Origin of the sequence: Terrabacter aeriphilus, from assembly GCF_039542985.1 — a bacterium.
In the GTDB taxonomy this organism is placed as follows: Bacteria; Actinomycetota; Actinomycetes; order Actinomycetales; family Dermatophilaceae; genus Terrabacter; species Terrabacter aeriphilus.
Genome location: NZ_BAABIW010000016.1, coordinates 254,804 through 275,080, shown reverse-complemented (window position 1 = coordinate 275,080; position 20,277 = coordinate 254,804). Strand labels below are relative to the sequence as shown.

Annotated in this window: 16 protein-coding genes and 1 tRNA gene; 12 read left to right on the top strand and 5 right to left on the bottom strand. The window is 73.5% G+C overall.

Annotated features, from left to right (window positions below):
- Positions 1–68 precede the first annotated feature (68 nt).
- The 4 genes from ABD979_RS13025 (at position 69) to ABD979_RS13010 (ending at position 3,619) form a co-directional block, all read left to right on the top strand.
- Positions 69–164 (top strand) — tRNA-Sec (locus ABD979_RS13025).
- 38 nt (positions 165–202) lie between these two features.
- Positions 203–1,516: an L-seryl-tRNA(Sec) selenium transferase gene (gene selA / locus ABD979_RS13020; protein ID WP_345507911.1), complete on the top strand. Its 1,314-nt coding sequence runs from the start codon at positions 203–205 to the stop codon at positions 1,514–1,516.
- A gap of 3 nt (positions 1,517–1,519) precedes the next feature.
- Entirely contained in the window at positions 1,520–3,289 is a 1,770-nt protein-coding gene (selB, locus tag ABD979_RS13015; RefSeq protein ID WP_345507910.1) for a selenocysteine-specific translation elongation factor, read from the top strand.
- 168 nt (positions 3,290–3,457) lie between these two features.
- Positions 3,458–3,619, top strand: a complete 162-nt coding sequence (locus ABD979_RS13010) for a hypothetical protein (protein WP_345507909.1) — start codon at positions 3,458–3,460, stop codon at positions 3,617–3,619.
- A 124-nt stretch (positions 3,620–3,743) separates the two neighbouring features.
- Here the strand turns inward: ABD979_RS13010 and ABD979_RS13005 are convergent, their stop codons facing one another.
- Positions 3,744–5,408, bottom strand: coding sequence for a serine/threonine-protein kinase (locus tag ABD979_RS13005; RefSeq protein WP_345507908.1), 1,665 nt, complete (start codon positions 5,406–5,408; stop codon positions 3,744–3,746).
- Positions 5,409–5,589: 181 nt separating this feature from the next.
- Between ABD979_RS13005 and ABD979_RS13000 the strand changes: the two genes are divergently transcribed.
- Positions 5,590–6,591: a YihY/virulence factor BrkB family protein gene (locus tag ABD979_RS13000; protein ID WP_345507907.1), complete on the top strand. Its 1,002-nt coding sequence runs from the start codon at positions 5,590–5,592 to the stop codon at positions 6,589–6,591.
- Between the two features lie 110 nt (positions 6,592–6,701).
- A complete protein-coding gene (locus ABD979_RS12995) occupies positions 6,702–8,039 on the top strand; it encodes an FUSC family protein (RefSeq protein ID WP_345507906.1) in 1,338 nt (445 codons plus the stop codon).
- A gap of 14 nt (positions 8,040–8,053) precedes the next feature.
- Here ABD979_RS12995 and ABD979_RS12990 read toward each other — a convergent pair whose 3' ends face one another.
- Positions 8,054–9,829 (bottom strand): hypothetical protein, encoded by a 1,776-nt coding sequence (locus tag ABD979_RS12990; RefSeq protein ID WP_345507905.1) that lies wholly within the window; start codon positions 9,827–9,829, stop codon positions 8,054–8,056.
- Between the two features lie 88 nt (positions 9,830–9,917).
- Between ABD979_RS12990 and ABD979_RS12985 the strand changes: the two genes are divergently transcribed.
- From ABD979_RS12985 to ABD979_RS12975, 3 genes are read left to right on the top strand one after another with little or no spacing between them, the layout of a single operon-like run.
- Complete coding sequence (locus ABD979_RS12985; RefSeq protein WP_345507904.1) at positions 9,918–10,571, top strand: MBL fold metallo-hydrolase; 654 nt, start codon at positions 9,918–9,920, stop codon at positions 10,569–10,571.
- Between the two features lie 34 nt (positions 10,572–10,605).
- A complete protein-coding gene (locus ABD979_RS12980) occupies positions 10,606–11,412 on the top strand; it encodes an ABC transporter ATP-binding protein (RefSeq protein ID WP_345507903.1) in 807 nt (268 codons plus the stop codon).
- Complete coding sequence (locus tag ABD979_RS12975; RefSeq protein ID WP_345507902.1) at positions 11,388–12,956, top strand: hypothetical protein; 1,569 nt, start codon at positions 11,388–11,390, stop codon at positions 12,954–12,956. Before ABD979_RS12980 ends, ABD979_RS12975 begins: the two co-directional genes overlap by 25 nt.
- A 78-nt stretch (positions 12,957–13,034) precedes the next feature.
- On the opposite strand, the gene ppgK is transcribed toward ABD979_RS12975, so the two are convergent.
- On the bottom strand, positions 13,035–13,793 hold the full coding sequence (gene ppgK / locus ABD979_RS12970) for a polyphosphate--glucose phosphotransferase (RefSeq protein WP_345507901.1): 759 nt from the start codon (positions 13,791–13,793) through the stop codon (positions 13,035–13,037).
- Between the two features lie 108 nt (positions 13,794–13,901).
- Entirely contained in the window at positions 13,902–14,783 is an 882-nt protein-coding gene (gene map, locus ABD979_RS12965; RefSeq protein WP_345507900.1) for a type I methionyl aminopeptidase, read from the bottom strand.
- 79 nt (positions 14,784–14,862) lie between these two features.
- On the opposite strand from map, the gene ABD979_RS12960 reads away from it, so the two are divergent.
- The gene (locus ABD979_RS12960; RefSeq protein WP_345507899.1) at positions 14,863–15,066 is read left to right on the top strand and encodes a methionine aminopeptidase; all 204 of its coding nucleotides are present in this window, start codon (positions 14,863–14,865) and stop codon (positions 15,064–15,066) included.
- A 111-nt stretch (positions 15,067–15,177) separates the two neighbouring features.
- Here the strand turns inward: ABD979_RS12960 and panB are convergent, their stop codons facing one another.
- The gene (panB, locus tag ABD979_RS12955) at positions 15,178–16,059 is read right to left on the bottom strand and encodes a 3-methyl-2-oxobutanoate hydroxymethyltransferase (protein ID WP_345507898.1); all 882 of its coding nucleotides are present in this window, start codon (positions 16,057–16,059) and stop codon (positions 15,178–15,180) included.
- Positions 16,060–16,432: 373 nt separating this feature from the next.
- Here panB and ABD979_RS12950 point away from each other — a divergent pair, with 373 nt between their 5' ends.
- Together ABD979_RS12950 and ABD979_RS12945 are read left to right on the top strand one after the other, a co-directional pair.
- On the top strand, positions 16,433–18,727 hold the full coding sequence (locus tag ABD979_RS12950) for an immune inhibitor A domain-containing protein (protein WP_345507897.1): 2,295 nt from the start codon (positions 16,433–16,435) through the stop codon (positions 18,725–18,727).
- 204 nt (positions 18,728–18,931) lie between these two features.
- Positions 18,932–20,269 carry a glutamine synthetase family protein gene (locus ABD979_RS12945; RefSeq protein ID WP_345507896.1) on the top strand — a complete coding sequence of 446 codons (1,338 nt, stop codon included), beginning with the start codon at positions 18,932–18,934 and terminating at the stop codon, positions 20,267–20,269.
- The last annotated feature ends 8 nt before the right edge of the window (positions 20,270–20,277 follow it).

Below are 20,277 nucleotides of genomic sequence, written 5' to 3'. Positions count from 1 at the left end.
GGGGGGGGGGGGCGGCCCCGGGCCGGGTGGGCGCGGCCCGCGCGCGGCCACTGGGTACGGTGGCGCGTGGAGGTGTCAGGGTTCCTGGTGGTCCCCCCGGTCTTCAAAACCGGTGAGACCGAGCATCTCGGTCTGGCGGGTTCGATTCCCGTCCACCTCCGCCAAGCGCACCCGTACGACTCGCCCGAGGAGGTGGCCCGGCGTGGCCGAGGACGACCCGCGTCGCCGCATCCCCCGCACCGACCGGCTGCTCGAGACGCCGGCCCTCGCGGACGCCGTCGCCCGCCTGGGCGAGGCCACCGTCAAGCAGGCCGTCTCGAGCGCACAGGCCCGGGCCCGTGCGGGGGAGATCGCGCCCGAGGACGTCGCCCGCGTCGCCGAGGCCGGCCTTCCCGGACGCGCCACGAGCCTGCGCCCGCTCCTCAACGCCACCGGGGTCGTGGTGCACACGAACATCGGCCGCGCCCCACTCTCCGCGGCCGCGGTCGACGCGCTCGTGGCGGCCTCCGGCTACGTGGACGTCGAGTACGACACGGCCACCGGCGATCGCGCCCGGCGGGGTCGCGGCACCCTCGCGGCCCTGCGTGCGGCCGTGCCGGCGGCGGGTGACGCCCTCGTCGTCAACAACGGGGCGGCGGCGCTCGTCCTCGCGACGACGGCGCTGGCCGCCGGTCGCGAGGTGGTCGTGAGCCGCGGCGAGATGGTCGAGATCGGCGACGGTTTCAGGCTGCCCGACCTCATCGCCAGCACCGGCGCGCGGCTGCGCGAGGTCGGCACGACGAACCGGACGACGGCGCGGGACTACGCCGAGGCCGTGGGACCGGACACCGGCTGCATCCTCAAGGTGCACCCGAGCAACTTCCGTGTCGAGGGCTTCACCTCGGCGGCCGAGGTGCCCGAGCTCGTCGGGCTCGGCGTGCCTGTCGTCGTCGACATCGGCAGCGGGCTGCTCGCCCCGGACCCGCGGCTGCCCGACGAGCCGGATGCCGCCACGGCCCTCGGGCGCGGCGCCACCCTCGTCACGGCGAGCGGCGACAAGCTGCTCGGCGGCCCGCAGGCCGGTCTCGTGCTCGGTGAGGCCACGGTCGTCGAGCGGCTGCGCCGGCACCCGCTCGCACGGGCCCTGCGCGTCGACAAGCTGGCACTCGCCGCGCTCGAGGCGACGGTGCGTGGCCCCCGTCCTCCCGTCACGGCATACCTGCACGCGGACGCCGACGCGGTGCGCGCCCGTACCGAGCGCCTCGCCGACCGGCTCGGCGTGCGTGTCGTGCCCGTCGTCGGCGCGGTCGGCGGGGGCGGCGCGCCGGGCCTCGAGCTGCCGGGGTGCGCGCTCGAGCTGCCCGAGGGGTGCGCCGTGCGGCTGCGTCGGGGCGACCCGGGCGTGGTCGCCCGCCTCGAGGGGGGGCGCTGCCTCGTCGACCTGCGCTGCGTGCCGCCGCACGAGGACGAGGTGCTGGCCGGCGCCCTGGAGCGGGCGCTCTCCGACAGCCTGCGGCCCACCGGCGGGGACGGCTGAGCCGTGCACGTCCTCGCGACCGCCGGGCACGTCGACCACGGCAAGTCGGCGCTCGTGCGCGCCCTCACCGGCATCGAGCCGGACCGCTGGGAGGAGGAGCACCGGCGGGGGATGACGATCGACCTCGGCTACGCGTGGACGACGCTGCCGTCCGGGGCCGAGCTCGCGTTCGTCGACGTGCCCGGCCACCAGCGCTTCCTCGGCAACATGCTCGCCGGCCTCGGCCCCGCCCCGGCCGTGCTCGTCGTCGTCGCCGCGGACGAGGGCTGGCGCGAGCAGTCCACCGAGCACCTCGCGGCGATCGACGCGCTTGAGCTGCGCCACGGCCTGGTCGTCGTGACCCGCAGCGACCTCGCCGACCCGGGCCCGGCGGCCGCCGACGCCCGCGCCCGGGTGGCGCGCTCGAGCCTCGGCGACGTCGAGGTCGTGACGACCTCGGCCCGCACCGGGGCGGGGCTCGACCGGCTGCGGGAGGCGCTCGACGGTCTCGTCGCCGGCCTCCCGGCACCGGACACGGCGGCGCGCGTGCGTCTCTGGGTCGACCGGTCGTTCACGATCCGGGGGGCCGGCACCGTCGTCACGGGCACCCTCTCGGAGGGCACGATCACCACGGGCGACGAGCTCCAGGTGGGAGGCCAGGTCGTGCGGGTGCGCGGGCTGCAGTCGCTCGAGCAGCCGAGGGATGCCGTGCCCGCCGTCGCGCGCGTGGCCGTCAACCTGCGCGGGGTCGGCCCCGACGCCGTCGGCCGGGGCACGGCCCTGCTGACGCCCGGCGCCTGGCCGCTCACCTCGACGGTCGACGTGCGCCTGCGCGGCAGCGTGGCCACCGACCTGCCCGGCCACCTCCTGCTGCACGTCGGCACGACCACCGTCGAGGTGGGCGTGCGCCCGCTCGGCGGTGACGCCGCACGGCTGACCCTGACACGGCCGCTGCCGCTGGGGGCCGGTGACCGCGCCATCCTCCGAGACCCGGGTCTGCGACGGATGGCGGGCGGTGTGCTCGTCGTCGACACCGACCCGCCCGCCCTGACGCGGCGCGGTGCTGCCGTGCAGCGGGGCGAGCGCCTCGCGACCGAGACGGGCCGGCTCGACCTCGCCCGGGAGGTCGGGCGCCGGGGGGCGATGCGGCGCACGGATGCCGTGGCCCTCGGCATCCGCCTCGACGGCCCGGTCCCTCCGCCCGTGCGGGAGGCGGGGGACTGGCTCGTCGACCCCGCCTGCTGGCAGGGGTGGGAGTCCGCGCTGCGGACCGCCCTCGAGGCGCGCGCCGTCGCCGACCCGCTCGACCCCACCCTGTCGCTCGAGGCCGCCCGGTCGGCGGCGGGTCTGCCCGACCGGGCGCTCGTCGCGCCGGTGGCGACGGGTGCCGGTCTCGAGGTCGACGGAGGCCGGGTGTGGCTGCCCGGGGTGCGGGCCTCGCTCGGACCCGCCGCGGAGGGCGGCCTGCGAGGCGTCGAGGCCCGGCTGCGGGAGCACCCGTTCGCCGCGCCCGAGAAGGGCGAGCTCGCACAGGCCTCCCTGGGCGCCCGGGAGGTGGCCGCCGCCGTCGCCGCCGGACGGCTGCTGCGGCTCGCCGACGACGTGCTCCTGCTGCCCTCGGGGCCCGCGCAGGCCATGCGCGTGCTGGCCGGGTTGCCGCAGCCCTTCACGACGAGCGAGGCGCGCCAGGCGCTCGCCACGACCCGCAGGGTCGTCATCCCGCTCCTCGAGCACCTGGACGCGCGCGGCTGGACCCGTCGCACCGACGGGTCGCACCGCGAGGTGCGACGGTGAGCGACGTCGCGGGGCTGAACCCCCTGAAATCCCTGTTTTAGGTAAAGAAAGGACAAGTCGGACCTGCCGGGCTCCGCGCGGTGCTATTTCTGTTCCTGCAGCCCCCCAGCCGCACCCCCCACACCGGCTCGCGCCGACGCGCCGGTGGCTACCAGCAGGGAGATGAGCATGAGCGCAGTGCCCCAGGGTGACGACAACGGTGCCACGATCGGGATGACCCTGAGCGAGCGTGCCGTCGTGCTCCAGCGCCTCGTCGAGGCGTGCACGACCCGCACGGTGGCCCCCACCGGCATGCACGAGCCGGCCTGGGTGCTCCAGGGCGCGCACTGAGCCGACGGGAACCGCCGGCCCCGAGTTGGGGCCCGCGGGCCCGGGCATCGTGCGGGCCCACAGAGGTGGCCCACGGAGCTGGCCCACGGAGCTGGCCCACGGAGGTGGCCCTCAGTGGTGGCCCTCAGAGCTGCCGGCTGCTCCGCACGGTCGAGGCGTCGATCTTGAGCAGACCGCCCTCGTCGACGAAGCGGTAGGTCGTGCGTTCCTCGAAGCGCCGCCCGTCGCGGAACTCGTAGCGGATCGTCGCCTGCGCCGTGCCGGGGGCGGACCCACTCGCCTGGCGCACGTCGACGGATCGCACCGAGCCCCAGAAGGACTCGTAGGTGCCACGGTCTCGCGCGGTCGTCGAGCGGTAGCGGTCGCTGAGGCGTGACCACCCGGCCCCCGTGTCGCCGGGCAGCAGCGCGTAGTAGTCGCGCACCGCGCCCGCGAGGTCGGAGTCCGACGTGGGCGAGCCCCCGGCATCCGTGCTCGACGGCGCGGGTGAGGTCGGCTCACCAGCGGTGGTGGTCGTCCCCGATGGGGTCGCGGGCGGCGTGGTCGGGGACGTCGCCGGTGGCGCCTTCGACGCAGCGCCGGCGGGCGTGCGCGACGGCGTGGCCGACGGCGTCCTCGCCGGGGTCGTCGCGGAGGGTGCGGACGAGGTCGGCGCCGCACCGGCCCTCGACGGGCCGGCACCGGGCTCGTCGCCGCCGACGAGCGAGTAGCCGAGCACGCCGAGACCGCCTGCGAGGATCACGGCGAGGGCCGCGACCGGCGCCCGCCGGCGTCGCCGCGGCGCACCACCGGACGGGTCGGGGCCGGGCGGGGTGGCCACCGGCATCGCGCCTGTGGCGCCGGCGGCGGGTGGGGTGACCGGCGTGACCGGGGGGACGGGGGCGGCCGCACGCGTCACCGCGATGGCCTCGGTGGCCGCGCCGGCTGAGGTGGTTGCGGTGCCAGCGGTGGTCGACGGGGTCGCTCCGGCTGCAGCCGCCACGGCCGCGAGCTCGCGTGCCGCCTGCTGCATCGACGGGCGGTCCTCGGGGCTGGCGGCGAGCATCCGCAGGAGCACCGGGGCGAGCGGGCCGTCGGTCGGCGGGGTGATGGCCCCGGAGGCGACCCGGTGCAGCAGCGCCATGGCGTTCGCGGCCGTGCCGAAGGGCGGCTCGCCCTCGGTGGCGGCATACACCGTCGCGCCGAGCGAGAACACGTCGGAGGCCGGGCTCGACGACGCTCCGCGCGCCACCTCGGGGGCGAGGTAGGCGGGGGTGCCGGTCACCATGCCGGTCGAGGTGAGCGAGGCGTCGCCGAGCGCGTGCGAGATGCCGAAGTCGGTGATCCGGGCCGTGCCGTCCTCGGCGATGAGCACGTTGCCGGGCTTGACGTCGCGGTGCACGATGTCGGCCCGGTGGGCCGCCGCGAGGGCCGAGGCGACCTGGCTGCCGACGCGGGCGGCCTCCGTCGGGGGGAGGGGTCCCTCGTCGGCCAGCAGCTGCTGCAGGCTGCGCGAGGGGAGGTACTGCATGACGAGGCAGGGGCGCCCGTCGTGGTCGACGACGTCGAAGACCGGCACGGCGTTGGGGTGGTGCAGGCGCGCGGTGATCCGGGCCTCGCGCAGGGCCCGCTCGTGGGCGACCTCGGCCTCCGCCTCGGGCAGGCCGGCGAGCGAGTGCAGCTGCTTGACCGCGACGGCCCGGCTCAGCCGCTCGTCCCAGGCGTGCCACACGTGGCCCATGCCGCCGGAGCCGATGCGACCCAGCAGCCGATACCGGCCGGCGATGACCTGTGCGGGGTCGGTGCCCATCGGTCGCACTCCCTTCGGTCCCCGAGTCGGATCGCCGGGCGTCTGCCCGCACGAGCGTCCATCCTGCCACCGCCGAGGGGCGCCGGCCGCCAGGGCCTGCACCGTCGCGGGCCGCGAAGGGTGGCGCCGACCGCCCCGCTGCTCGTGGTGTGGCTGACCACCGCGAGGGTATGCGTGGGGCATGGCCCCGACACCGCACCCCTCCCGCGAAGCGGCTCCCGACAGCCCGACCGACCTGCCCAGGGACTCGCTCGTGGCGGTGCTGAAGCGCGCCAGGGCGGAGTTCAAGCGTGACAACCTGACCGACCTCGCGGCGTCGCTCACCTACTACGGGGTGCTGTCGCTCGCTCCGGCGCTCGTCGTGCTCGTCTCGGCGCTGGGCCTGCTCGGGCGCGACGCGACGGCCGAGGTCGTCGACCAGGTGCAGGCCGTGGCCCCCGGCTCGAGCGCCGACTTCGTGCGCACCCTCGTGACCCAGGCCCAGTCGAACCGCACCGGCGCCGGGATCGGGGCCGTCCTCGGCCTGCTCGTGGCGCTCTGGTCGGCCTCCGGCTACGTCTCCGCCTTCATGCGGGCCTCCAACGTCATCTACGACATCCCCGAGGGGCGTCCGATCTGGAAGACCATCCCGATCAGGGTCGGCGTCACGCTGCTCGCCGTGATCGTCATGGTCGTGAGCGCCGTCATCGTCGTCGTCAGCGGCCCGGTGGCGCAGCAGGTCGGTGGGCTCGTCGGCGCCGGCGACACCACGCTGCTCGTGTGGAGCGTGCTCAAGTGGCCCGTGCTGCTCGTGCTCGTCTCGGTGCTCTTCGCCGTGCTCTTCTGGGCGAGCCCCAACGCCAAGCAGGGCGGGGTGCGCTGGGTGAGCCCGGGCGGCGTCATCGCCGTCCTGCTCTGGCTCGTCGTGTCGGCGGTCTTCGCCGTCTACGTCGCGACCTTCTCGTCCTACGACAAGACGTACGGCTCGCTCGCCGGCGTCGTCGTCTTCCTCGTCTGGCTGTGGCTGACCAACATCGCCATCCTGCTCGGAGCGGAGGTCAACGCCGAGCTCGACCGCAGCCGGGCCATCGCCGAGGGCATGCCCGAGGACCTCGAACCGTTCGCCGAGCCGCGTGACACCCGGGCCATGGACGAGGAGGACCGCCGCGCGGCCGAGGTGGCCGCCGAACGGCGCTCCGGCTGAGGGCCGCCCCCGGCGCCGGGACGGCTCCCGGCCCACAGCCGCTCACCGAGAAACCCCCACGACCCTTCCAGAACCCATCCCACGACCGACCGGACGCGACCCCTCTCGCCATGACCCCCGCACCCACGCCCCCACCCCCGCCGACGCCGACCTCGGCGTCCGCCCCCGCCGCGACGCCGGCCCCGGCGCCGACCTCCCCGACGCTGCGCCGATGGCGCGACGACACGCGGACGCGGCTCGTCGCCCTGCGCACGGCGGCCACGCGGCCGGGTCCCGAGCGCGACGCCCTGATGCTCCTCGTCAAGGCGGCCGTCGCCACGGTGCTGGCCTGGCAGTTCGCGCTGCGGGTGCTGCACAGCCCCGTGCCGTTCTACGCCCCGATGGCCGCCCTGCTCGTCGTCGACCGCACGCTCGTGCGCTCGCTGTCGGCGAGCGTGCAGCGCATCGCCGCCGTCGTGCTCGGGCTCAGCGTCGCGTGGGTCGTCGCGACCGTCGTCGGGGTCACGTGGTGGACGGTCGCGCCGGTGCTGCTCGTGGCGCTCGTCATCGGACGGTGGTCGCGCCTCGGCGACCACGGCATCCAGGTGCCCACGATGGTCCTGCTCGCGCTCATCACGGCCAAGGGCACCGACGAGCAGTTCACGGTGCTCACCATCGTCGAGACGGTGGCGGGAGGCGTGATCGGTGTCGTGGTCAACGCGGTGGTCCTCGCACCCCTGCACCTCACGCAGCCCCGCCAGCGGGTGCGGGCGCTGACGCGCCAGGCCGCCGAGCTGCTCGAGGCCATGGCGCAGGGGCTCTCCGGCGACTGGGACGAGGAGCTCGCCGGCCGGTGGCACCGCTCGGCCGACGAGATCGCCGAGCGCGCCCCGCTCGTGCTCGACGACGTGCGCACGGGCCGGGAGAGCACCCGCTTCAACCCGCGCGACAACCTCCGGCCGGCCGACGTCGACTGGGACGGCTACGAACGGACCGTGACCGCCGTGCGCCGCACGGTGTGGCACGTCACGGGCATCGGTCGCACGCTCGTCGACGCCGCGCGGGAGGGGCACCGCCGGCCCGCGCCGTCACCCGACTTCCTCGCGCGCTACGCCGACGCGCTCGGCTCCATGGGGCTCGCCGTGCACCAGCTCGGGCGCCACGACGACGACTCCCGTCGAGCCTTCCGGGAGGCCCTGGCCGACGCCCTCGAGGTGCTCGGGGAGCTCGGCGAGCAGGTGCGCGCGACGCCGTTCGACGACACCGAGCAGTGGACCGTCTACGGCGCGCTGCTCAGCGACTCGGTGCGGGCCGTGCACGAGCTCGAGCTCGCGGGGGAGTCGGCCGTCGTGCCCGCCGCGGCCGCGCCCGTGCGCCTCCCACCGACGTCGTCGACCCTCTGGGGCCGCGTGCGCCGACTCCGGTCGCACCGGCGCCCGGCCGGGACGCCGCGCCGTCGCCCCGGCTGAGGCGGGGGCACGCCTCAGGGCCGGAGGGCGTCCTTGAGGTTGACGACGAGGATCAGCACCGCTGCGCCGACGAGGGTCCAGTACGTCACGGGCTGCCAGCTGCCGGCGAACGCCACCGCGAGCGCGACGAGGCCGACGACGACGGCGACGCGGACGGCATACGCGAGGAAGTAGCCGCGGGCGAACGCCTCGACACCGAGGAGGGTCGCGAGCAGCACGACCGCGCCGAGCGGTCGGTCGGTCATCCCCGGCTTGAAGAGGCCGGCGACGAGGTAGAGCACGATCGGCGTGCTGACGACGGCCCAGGCGCCGAGGAGGCGGTCGCGTGAACGCTCGCTCGCCCCGATCGGCGTGCGTCGGTGCGAGAGGTGCGCGTGGGGCGACGGCGTGGGCAGGCCGTCGCGGAGCACGCGCTCCATGCGCGCGCGCTCGTCGCGGAGTCGCACGGCGTCGAGCCGCAGGGTCGTCAGCTCGTCCTCCGCGGGGCGCAGTCGGCGCACGTCGGGGCTGTCGGGGCCGAGGCCCGCCGCCCGTGTCGCGAGGTCGCGCGCCAGCTCGTCGGAGCGCGATGCCATGACGGCCAGCTGGCCGTCGATGTCGCCGATGCGCTCGGCGACGAGCGTCGCCTCGGCGTCGGGGCCGGGGGCGACCTTGGCGAGGGCGGCCCACCCGACGGGGTCCCCCCACGAGGCGCGCACCGTGGCGGACCGCTCGTAGCGCGGGCCGGCCGGGCCGCGCTCACCACCGAGGCGGTCCTTGGTGTCGTGACCCCAGAGGCCCCGGTAGTCCCGCACCCAGGGGGTGTCGTCGTCGACGACGACGGGGTGCCACTCCCGGTCGGTGCCGGGCCCGATCGCCGCACCGTCGCCCCGCGCGTAGTCGATGTAGGGGATGCCGAGCCCGCTGCCCTGCGCGGCCCGGCCCCACGGCGCGAGCAGCTTGGCGGCGCGTCGCACGGCCGGGATGATCCCGCCCCACGAGGGAGGCACGACGGTGATGAGGTAGTCGCCGGGCAGGTAGGCGCCGGAGTGCGAACCGGCTCCCGCGTGGACGACGGGATGTCGGCCCGCCACCCGCTCGAGGTCCGGGTCGTCCCACCGGCGCCGCAGGTCGTCGCCGGTCTCGTCGTGCGCGCTGAAGACGACCCATCGCGCCGGCGGCAGGCCGTCGTCCTCGACCGCACCGCTGCCGTCGAGGAAGACCGTCACCTGCTCCCAGTCGCCCTCGTGCTCGTTGACGCCCGAGAAGCCGGAGCGCCAGTTGTTGAAGGCGTAGAAGAACCAGTACTGGCAGACCACCCAGCCGGCGCCGCGCACGACGCGGCCGTAGTAGGTGGGCCGCTCGGGGTGCAGGTGCGCCTCCTGCACCGCGTAGGCGGCCGCCGCGCTGCCGCCCGGCACCGAGCCGCGCAGGAGGAGGGAGAGGCGGCTCAGGGTGTCGACCATGCGGCCGAGGAGGCCGACCTGCGCGAGCCGGCTGCCGGCGTGGAAGCTCGGCCGGGCGCCGGGCAGCAGCTGGCGCAGGCGGTCGAGCCAGGTGCTCGGCCCGGCGATGCCCGACAGCGAGAGCCCGGGCCCGTCGTGCCGCGCCCCGAGCGCGGCGAGCAGGTCGAGGTCGAGGGTGCCGGGGCTCGCCAGCACGGAGGTCGTGCCCGCCTCGTCACGCACGAGGCTCGCGTGGGCGACGAAGGCGTCGACGGCGACCGGCACGAAGTACTCGCCCTTCGTGAGGCGCACGACCGGCTCGTGCGCCCGCAGCAGGGTGAGGTCGTCAGGTCCGGCACCGTCCACGCGTCGTCCTCCGATGCGCCCCGGGCGGCGCCGGTCGCGCCGCGTCCTGCTCGCGAGTCTGTCACCGCACTCGTGGTTAGGTGGAGGCATGCGCGTGACTCACCTCGGACATGCCTGCCTGCTCGTCGAGCTGGCCGACCGCCGCGTCCTGCTCGACCCCGGCTCCTTCTCGTCGGGCTTCGAGCAGCTGCGTGACCTCGACGCGGTGCTCGTCACCCACAACCACGCCGACCACTTCGACCCCGAGCGGGTGGCGGCGCTGCTGCGCGACAACCCGCGGGCGAGCGTGCACACCGACCCGCTGACGGCCGAGAAGCTGCGCGGAGAGGGGCTGGAGGCGGTGCCGACCCGACACGGCGAGGACTTCGCGGTCGGTGACGTCACGGTGTCGCCCGTCGGCGAGCTGCACGCGTTCAACCACCCGGACATGCCGCGCATCCCCAACGTCGGGGTCGTGCTCCGGGCGGCGGGCGAGCCCTCCATCTTCCACCCCGGTGACGCCTACGACGGGGAGCCCGGGGCGGTCGACGTGCTCGCCCACCCGCTGAGCGCCCCGTGGGCCGCGAGCCGCGACTCGATCGCCTTCGTCTCCCGCATCGCCCCCAAGGTCTTCATCCCGATCCACGACGCCCTGCTGAGCGAGGTGGGGCACCGGATGTATGCCGGCCACGTCGAGCAGTTCTCCGGCGTGGATGGACTGACCTACGTGCCGCTGCGCGACGCGGAGTCGGCGACGTTCTGACGTCCCATCCATCGACGGGACCAACGGGGGAACCATGACTGAGATGACGGATCTACCTGCGCCGCAGGGTGTTCCGACCGATGGGCCCGCCATCGCGGTGCGTGGGCTCGGCAAGCGCTTCGGCGAGGTCATCGCCGTCAAGGGCATCGACCTCGACGTCCCGAGGGGGTCGTTCTTCGGTCTCGTGGGGCCGAACGGCGCCGGCAAGACGACGACGCTGTCGATGGTCACGGGCCTGCTGCGACCCGACGCGGGCCAGGCCTTCGTGCTCGGCCACGACGTGTGGGCCGATCCCCTCGCCGCCAAGCGGCTGCTCGGCGTGCTGCCCGACGGCCTCAAGCTCTTCGACCGCCTCACCGGCATCCAGCTCATCACGTATGCCGGCCTGCTGCGCGGTCTCTCGCGTGACCTCGCCGCCGAGCGGGCCACCGAGCTCGTGGCGGCCCTCGGCCTCACGGAGGCGCAGGGCAAGCTCGTCGTCGACTACTCGGCGGGCATGACGAAGAAGGTGACCCTCGCGACGGCGCTCGTCCACGCGCCGCGCGTGCTCGTGCTCGACGAGCCCTTCGAGGCGGTCGACCCGGTCTCCGCGGCGACGATCCGGCGCATCCTCGCCGGCTTCGTCGACTCCGGCGGCACGGTCGTGCTCTCGAGCCACGTCATGGACCTCGTCGAGCGCATCTGCTCGCACGTCGCGGTCATCGCCGACGGCACGGTGCTGGCGGCCGGCGGGCTCGACGACGTGCGCGCCGGCCGGTCGCTCGAGGAGCGCTTCGTCGACCTCGTCGGCGGCTCGACCGAGGTGGTGGGGCTGTCGTGGTTGCGCACCTCGTCCGACTGAAGCTCGGGCTGCTGCGCAACACCTTCCGGCGCAGCCGGGCCCAGGCCGTCGGGGCCGTCATCGGCATCATCTACTTCACGGGCCTCGTCGTCGCCGTGGCGGTCGGTCTCGGCGCCCTGCGCGGGACGCCCGACGCGGTGCGGGTCGTCGTGCCCCTGGCCGGGGCGGCCGGCACGGTGCTGTGGACCGTGGTGCCCCTCCTGTCGTTCGGCTCGGACCCGACCCTCGACCCGGGGCGCTTCGCGACCTTCGCGATCCCGCACCGCGACCTGGCCGTCGGCCTGCTCGCCGCGGCGCTCGTCGGGTTGCCCGCCATCGCCTCGACGGTGCTCTGCGTCGGTGTCGTCGTCGGTTCGTCGCAGACCCTCACCTCGACCCTCGTCGCGCTCGTCGGGGCCGCCATCGGTCTGCTCACGGCCGTCACGACGAGCCGTTGGGTGTCGGCCCGGATGACGCGGATCATCTCCAGCCGCAGGGGTCGTGACGCCGTCGGCGTCATCGGGCTGCTGCTCCTCGTGCTCGTCGGGCCCGCGTTCTCGCTCCTCGGAAACCTCGGCAGCGACCTCGTGGGGCTCGCCACCACGGCCGCGCGCGTCGTCGCCTGGACCCCGCTCGGGTGGGCCTGGGCCGCCTCCGGCGACGTCGCGGCCGGCGACGTCGGCGTCGGGGTCGTGCGGCTCGTGCTCGCCGCCGCCCTGCTCGCCCTCGTCGGGTGGGCCTGGGCGACGGCGATCCGCGAGCAGGTCGAGAACCCCACGGGGGGAACGCGCTCCGACGCGTCGGTCTCCACGGGCTCGGACCTCGGGCTCCTCGCCCGACTGCCCGGCACGCCGCGGGGAGCCGTCGCCGCCCGCGCCCTCACCTCCTGGCGCCGTGACCCGCGCTACCAGGTGAGCCTCGCCATGACGCCCGTGCTACCTCTCGTGCTGCTCATCCCGTTCGTCACGAGCGACCTCACCTGGACGCCGCTGCTCATGGCGCCCCTGCTCGCGTTCCTGCTCGGCTGGAGCGAGCACAACGCGGTGGCCTACGAGGGTGATGCCCTCTGGCTGCACCTCGTCGCCGGGCTCTCGGGTCGTGACGACCGCGTCGGGCGGCTCGTGCCCGGCGCGCTGCTCTCCGCGGTGCTGCTGCCGGTCTACGCCGGCGTCGGGGTCGCGCTCGCCGGCCGCTGGGACCTCCTGCCGGCCGTCGTCGGGCTCTCCGTCGGGGTGCTCGGGGCCGGGTTCGGCGTCTCGAGCGTGATGAGCGTCGTGCTGCCCTACCCGGTGCCGGCGTCGGGCGAGAGCCCGTTCAGCGCGCCCCCGGGCGCGGCCGGCATCACCCTGGGCGCGCAGTCGCTCGCGAGCCTCTGCACGGTCGTGCTGGCCGCGCCGACCCTCGTGCTCGCCTGGTTCGCCTGGCAGGACGGCGGGGCCTTCGTCTGGCTCACGGGCGTGGCCGGGGTCGTCCTGGGAGCGGTGGGCGGCCTCGCCGGCCTGCGGCTCGGCGCGCGGCTCTACGACCGCCGCGCGCCCGAGCTGCTCGCGGCCCTCCAGCGCTGACCCGTCGTGGGCCCGGGGACCCGGCTCTGACCCTGCCGGGTCAGGGCCGGGTCAGGGCCGGGTCAGCGGCCGGTCGGCTCAGGCGAGGTCGACGGCGAGGTGCGCGGCGCCGATGATGCCGGCCTGGTTGCGCAGCTGGGCCGGCACGATGGGGCAGCGCAGCTTGAGCTTCGGCAGGAAGTCGTCGCTGTCCTTGGAGATGCCGCCGCCGACGATGATGAGGTCGGGCGAGAAGAGCTTCTCGATCGTGTCGTAGTAGGTCTGCAGACGCTCGGCGTACGCGTCCCACGAGAGGTCCTCGGCGTCCTTGACCGACGACGCGGCGCGGTCCTCGGCGTCGTAGCCGTCGATCTCGAGGTGGCCGAGCTCGGAGTTCGGCACGAGACGGCCGTCGTGGATGATGGCGCTGCCGATGCCCGTGCCGAGCGTCGTGAGGATGACGAGCCCGTGCACGCCCTTCGCGGCGCCGTAGTAGAGCTCGGCGAGGCCGGCGGCGTCGGCGTCGTTGACGACCGTGACCGAGCGCCCGGTGTGCTCCTGGATGAGCGCCTCGGCGTCCGTGTCGATCCACGTCGGGTCGATGTTGGCGGCCGAGAGCACGGTGCCGCGGATGACGACGGCGGGCACGGTGACGCCGATGGGGGAGTCGCCCGTCACGTCGGCGAAGTGGTCGACGATCTGGTCGACGACCTCGGCGACGGCATCCGGCGTGGCCGGCTTCGGCGTCAGGATCTTGAGCCGCTTGCCGGCGAGCTCGCCCTTCTTGAGGTCGACGGGGGCGCCCTTGATGCCGCTGCCGCCGATGTCGATGCCGAGGGGCGTGCCCTGCTTGGCCATGGTCCCTGCTTCCGTGTCGAGGACGTGGTCGATCGTGCTGTCGTGCTGTGGTGTCGGTGCCGTCGTGCCGGCACCGGAGGCCGCCGCGTCGCGCGGCGCAGCCGAAGCCTACGGGGCCGCGACACCCTCCGGGAGGGTGAGGATCTCGTAGCCGTCCTCGGTGACGAGGATGGTGTGCTCGAACTGGGCAGAGCGGCGCCCGTCACGGGTCACGACGGTCCAGCGGTCGTCCCACATGTCCCACTCGGGCGTGCCGAGGTTGAGCATCGGCTCGACGGTGAACGTCATGCCCGGCTCGATGACGGTGTCGTAGTGCGGCGCCGCGTCGTAGTGGGGCACGATGAGCCCGTTGTGGAACTCGAGCCCGATGCCGTGGCCCGTGAAGTCGCGCACGACGCCGTAGCCGAAACGCTTGGCGTAGCTCTCGATGACGCGTCCGACGACGTTGATCTGGCGACCCGGGCGCGCCGCGCGGATGCCGCGCATCATCGCCTCGTGGGTGCGCTCGACGAGCAGCCGCGACTCCTCGTCGACGTCGCCGACGAGGTAGGTGGCGTCCGTGTCGCCGTGCACGCCGTGGATGTAGGCCGTCACGTCGATGTTGACGATGTCGCCGTCCTCGAGCGGGCGCGCGTCGGGGATGCCGTGGCAGATGACCTCGTTGACGCTGGTGCACACCGACTTCGGGAACGCCTTGTAGCCCAGGGGGGAGGGGTAGGCGCCGTGGTCGAGCATGTACTCGTGGGCGATCGCGTCGAGCTCGTCGGTGGTGACCCCGGGCGCGACGGCCTTCGACGCCTCGACCATCGCGGTCGCCGCGATGCGCGAGGCGATCCGCATCTTCTCGATCGTCTCGGCGTCCTTGAGGTGCACGTCGCCGTCCTCGCGCGGGCTGGGCACGTCGACGTAGTGCGGCCGCTCGATCGAGGCGGGCACCGGTCGGCGTGGGCTGAGGGGGTGCGGCGACACCCGCGGCGAGAGCAACGGCATACGGTGGAGTCTAGGTCGTCCGCGGGTGCCGTCCGAGAGGGGCGTTCACGACGCGGACCCGGCGACAAGGAGAGCGCACGTGAGCTTCTGGTACAACGTCGACACGGGTCAGGTCGAGACCGACGAGACCCGCAGCAGGGGTGAGCAGGTGCTCGGCCCGTACGCCAGCGAGGCCGAGGCCAGGGCCGCGCTCGACACGGCGCACAAGAAGACCGAGCAGTGGGACTCCGACGACCGTGACTGGAACGAGCGCGGCACCACCGGCAGCGCCACCACCGACTGAGCGCACCACCGACTGCGGGCACCGGCCCGACGGACCGCCACGAGACGGCATACGCCCACGCCCTGAGCGTGGCGGGCCGCGCTCGTGGCGGTCTGCCGGTGCACCGGCGGCTCAGGAGTCGAAGGAGTGGCCCGCGTCGGGGAAGGCCCCGGACTCGACCTCGGCGGCATACGTGCGCGCGGCGTCGAGGAGCGTGCCACGCAGGTCGGCGTACTTCTTGACGAAGCGCGGCGCCTTGCCGCTGCGCAGGCCGGCGAAGTCGCTCCACACCAGCACCTGGGCATCGGTGGCGTTGCCGGCGCCGATGCCGATCGTCGGGATCGCGAGGACCTCGGTCACGCGCGCGGCGACGGGGGCCGGCACCATCTCGAGCACGACAGCGAAGGCGCCCGCGTCCTGCAGCGCCCGGGCCTCGTCGACGAGCGCGTCGGCGGCGTCGCCGCGACCCTGCACGCGGTAGCCACCGAGCTGGTGCTCGCTCTGCGGCGTGAAGCCGAGGTGGGCCATGACCGGGATGCCCGCGCCCGTGAGCGCCTGGACGAGCGGCACCATGGGGCGGCCGCCCTCGAGCTTGACGGCGTGGGCGAGACCCTCCTTCATGAGGCGCACCGCGCTGGTGAAGCCCTGTTCGACCGACGCGCCGTAGGAGCCGAACGGGAGGTCGGCGACGACGAGTGCCCGGCGCGCAGCGGTCGCCACCGAGCGCACGAGGGGGACCATCTCGTCGAGCGTGACCGGCACGGTGGTCTCGTAGCCGAGCACGTTGTTGCCGGCCGAGTCGCCGACGAGCAGCACCGGGATGCCGGCCTCGTCGAAGATCTGCGCGGCGTACATGTCGTATGCCGTCAGCATCGCCCAGCGCCGGCCCTCGGCCTTCATCGCGTGCAGGTGGGGGATGCGCACCCGACGGGGGCTCGGGGCACCCTCCGGCGTGGCCGGCGTGCGGTTCCCGCTGCCGTAGGGGGCGGTCTCCTCGGGGGCGTCAGCGCTCATCCGGCGAGCATAACGGGGGCCCGGATCGTGGGGTGGGGGAGGCGGAAGTGGCGGAAAGGCCTTTACGTCCCTTTTGTCTCGTCCAGTATCCCGAATGGACTACGCACGCCTAGGTCTGGGCCTCGACCTTTACGAAGAATTTACGTTCTTTGCCGCGAATTGCCTTGGAGCACAAGTTTTTTCGATTCGCCTGTGCCTCGGCGTCATATCTCCTGACATCTGTGCTGTCATACGGAAGGCGCCGGGAGAACGGCGTCTGCGACCAGGAGGACTGATCTTGAACAAGCGTCATTGGAGTGCTGTCTCGGGGTTGGCCGTGGGGGCGCTCGTCGTCACCGGCCTGACCGCCCCGGCACAGGCTCAGGCAACGCCGGTGGCCAAGGCCCCCACGAGCGGAGACCCCGCCGCGAACCAGGCATCCCGGCACGACAACCTGCCGAACCCGCTGGCCGAGGCTGCTGCGACCGAGCGGCAGGACGCCATCACCAAGCTCGTGACCGGCGAGGCCACCACGCGCACCATCAACGGCAACCGCGTCATCGAGGTGAAGTCGCGGGCCAAGGACAAGAACGGCCGTTCGGTCGCCAAGTCCAAGTACGTGAACTACCCGGTCGACCGCGAGGAGGACATCTTCACGATCCTCACCGACTTCGGCACCCGGACGAAGCCGACGCAGGGCGGCGCGGCCGGTCCGGTGCACAACTCGATCCCGGCGCCCGACCGCAAGTGGGACGGCAACGCGACCGACAACAACTCCACGTACTGGCTCAAGGACTTCAACCGCGACCACTACCTGCAGATGATGTTCGGGGCCACGGACTCGTTCCGCGACTTCTACCTCAAGCAGAGCAACGGCCGCTTCCTCGCCAAGGGTGACGTCTCCGACTGGGTCACCGTGCCCTACAACGAGGCCCGCTACGGTCACAACCCCGTGGCCGGCGACGGCACGAGCGAGGCCGAGGGCTACTGGAGCTACATCCAGGACACCGCGACCGCGTGGTACGACGCGCAGAAGGCCGCCGGCAAGACCGACGCGCAGATCAAGACCTACCTCGCGCAGTTCGACAAGGTCGACCGCTACGACTACGACGGCGACGGCGACTTCAACGAGCCCGACGGGTACATCGACCACTTCCAGGCGATCCACGCCGGTGAGGGCGAGGAGGCCGGCGGCGGCGCCGAGGGCGAGGACGCCATCTGGTCGCACCGCTGGTACGCCTACTCCAACAACGCCGGCAAGACCGGCCCGGCGGACAACAAGGCCGGTGGCGTGCAGCTCGGCACCTCCGGCATCTGGATCGGTGACTACACCACCGAGCCGGAGAACGGCGGCCTCGGCGTCTTCGCGCACGAGTTCGGCCACGACCTCGGTCTGCCCGACCTCTACGACACCGCGGGTGGCGACAACGGCACCGGCTACTGGACGCTCATGAGCGGTGGCTCGTGGATGAGCAAGAGCAAGACCGACATCGGCACCCGCCCGTCCTACATGGGCGCGTGGGAGAAGCTGCAGCTCGGCTGGCTCGACTACGCCGTGGTCAAGCCCGGCCAGAAGAAGAACGTCGACCTGGGCCCGGCCTCGAAGGTCGTGCTCGACAAGAAGAGCACGTGGGAGACCTCCTACGGCGTCAAGCCGCAGGCGACCATCGTCCCGCTGCCCGAGCGCCCCGTGGTCACGAAGCGCAACACGCCGCACTCCGGCGCGGCTGAGTGGTGGAGCGGCTTCGGCGACAACCTCAACTCGACGCTGGCCCGCACCGTCGACCTGAGCGGTGCCACGAGCTCCGCCTCGGTCGACGCCTGGGTCCAGGGCAACCTCGAGAAGGAGTACGACTTCCTCTACGGCGAGGTCTCCACCGACGGTGGCGCCACGTGGACGCAGGTCGGCTCGCCGATCGACGGCAAGTTCGCCTGGGCCAAGAAGTCGTGGGACCTCTCGGCGTACAAGGGCCAGTCGGTCCAGTTCCGCTTCCGCGTCTCGACCGACGGTGGTGTCTCGAGCGAGGCCTTCATCGACGACGTCACCGTGACCAAGGACGGCGTGGCCGGCCCGGTCGACGACGTCGAGTCGGGTGCCGGCTCGTGGGTCGCGAAGGGCTTCACGGTCTCGAGCGGCACGACGTCGCGCATGGTGCAGGACTACTACATCGCCGAGAACCGGACCTACACCGGCTACGACGAGACGCTGAAGACCGGCCCGTACAACTTCGGCTGGAGCGACACGCGCCCCGACTGGGTCGAGAAGTTCCCCTACCAGAACGGCCTGCTCGTCTGGTTCTCCAACGGTGAGGTCACGAACAACAACACGTCGGCCCACCCCGGCGCCGGCCTCATCCTGCCGGTCGACGCGCGGCCGAAGGCGATCAAGTTCCCGGGCACCAACGGCGGCTCCGCCGTCCTGCTCGGCAACCGTCGCCAGCCGTTCGACGCGACGTTCGGCCAGGAGCGCACCGACGCGGTGACCTTCCACCGCAACGGCTACGGCGTCTACGTCAAGTCGAGCCCGGCGATCCCGACCTTCGACGACTCCGACCCGCTGCGCTACTGGGACTCCGCGAACCCGATGGGTTCGACCGCAGTGGCCGGCGCCGGCGTCACCATGACGGTCACGAAGACGTCGCACCAGGGCGAGAACATGACGGTTCGCGTCACCAACCCGGCCCCGTGAGGCGCCGGAACGGCTGACACGCTCCACGCACGACGCGCGGGCCCCCGGGAGAGCATCCCCGGGGGCCTGCGCCGTGCTCGGTGCCCAGCCGCGGAGCAGCGCGGTGCCCTCCCGCCGGCCCGGACGGCATACGTCGGCGGGCGACCCCGTCCGAAACGCGTGTGTCGTGACATGCGCGAAACACCGATGCGGCAGGATCGACACATGAACCGTCAGGAAGAGTTCGTGCTCCGCACGATCGAAGAGCGCGACATCCGATTCGTCCGGCTGTGGTTCACCGACGTGCTCGGGCAGCTGAAGTCCGTGGCCATCGCCCCGGCCGAGCTCGAGGGCGCCTTCGCCGAGGGCATCGGCTTCGACGGCTCGGCCATCGAGGGCTTCGCCCGCGTCTACGAGGCCGACATGCTCGCCAAGCCGGACCCCTCGACCTTCCAGATCCTCCCGTGGCGCGGTGACCCGCCCGGCACCGCCCGGATGTTCTGCGACCTCCAGCTGCCCGACGGCACGCCGAGCTTCGCCGACCCGCGCCACGTGCTCCAGCGCGCCCTGGGCAAGGCCGCCGACCTCGGCTTCACCTTCTACACCCACCCCGAGATCGAGTTCTTCCTGCTCGAGCAGGGTCGTGACCCGCAGGGCCGGCCGATCCCGGTCGACGACGCCGGCTACTTCGACCACGTGCCGCACGGCACCGGGCACGACTTCCGCCGTGCCGCGATCACGATGCTCGAGAACATGGGCATCAGCGTCGAGTTCAGCCACCACGAGGGCGCGCCGGGGCAGAACGAGATCGACCTGCGCTACGCCGACGCGCTGAGCACCGCCGACAACATCCAGACCTTCCGCACGGTCGTCAAGGAGGTCGCCCTGACGCAGGGCATCTACGCGACCTTCATGCCCAAGCCGTTCTCGGAGCACCCCGGCTCGGGCATGCACACGCACCTCTCGCTCTTCGAGGGTGACTCGAACGCCTTCTACGAGGCCGGGGCGCCCTACCAGCTGAGCCGGGTCGGGCGGCAGTTCATCGCCGGCCTGCTGCGCCACGGCGCCGAGATCGCGGCCGTGACGAACCAGTGGGTCAACTCCTACAAGCGCCTCTGGGGCGGGGGAGAGGCCCCGGCCCACCTGACGTGGGGCCACAACAACCGCTCGGCGCTCGTGCGTGTGCCGATGCACAAGCCCAACAAGGGCCAGTCGACGCGCGTCGAGGTGCGCTCGCTCGACGCCGCGTGCAACCCCTACCTCGCCTTCGCGGTCCTGCTCGGCGCCGGGCTCAAGGGCATCGAGGAGGGCTACGAGCTGCCCCCCGAGACCGAGGACGACGTCTGGAGCCTCACCGACGGCGAGCGCCGCGCCATGGGCATCAAGCCGCTGCCCTCCTCGCTCGGGCGCGCGCTCGAGGTGATGGAGGAGAGCGAGCTCGTCGCCGACGTGCTCGGCGAGCACGTCTTCGACTTCTTCCTGCGCAACAAGCGCCAGGAGTGGCTCGACTACCGCCGCGAGGTCAGCCGGTTCGAGCTCGAGCGCTACCTGCCGCGGCTCTGACGACGACC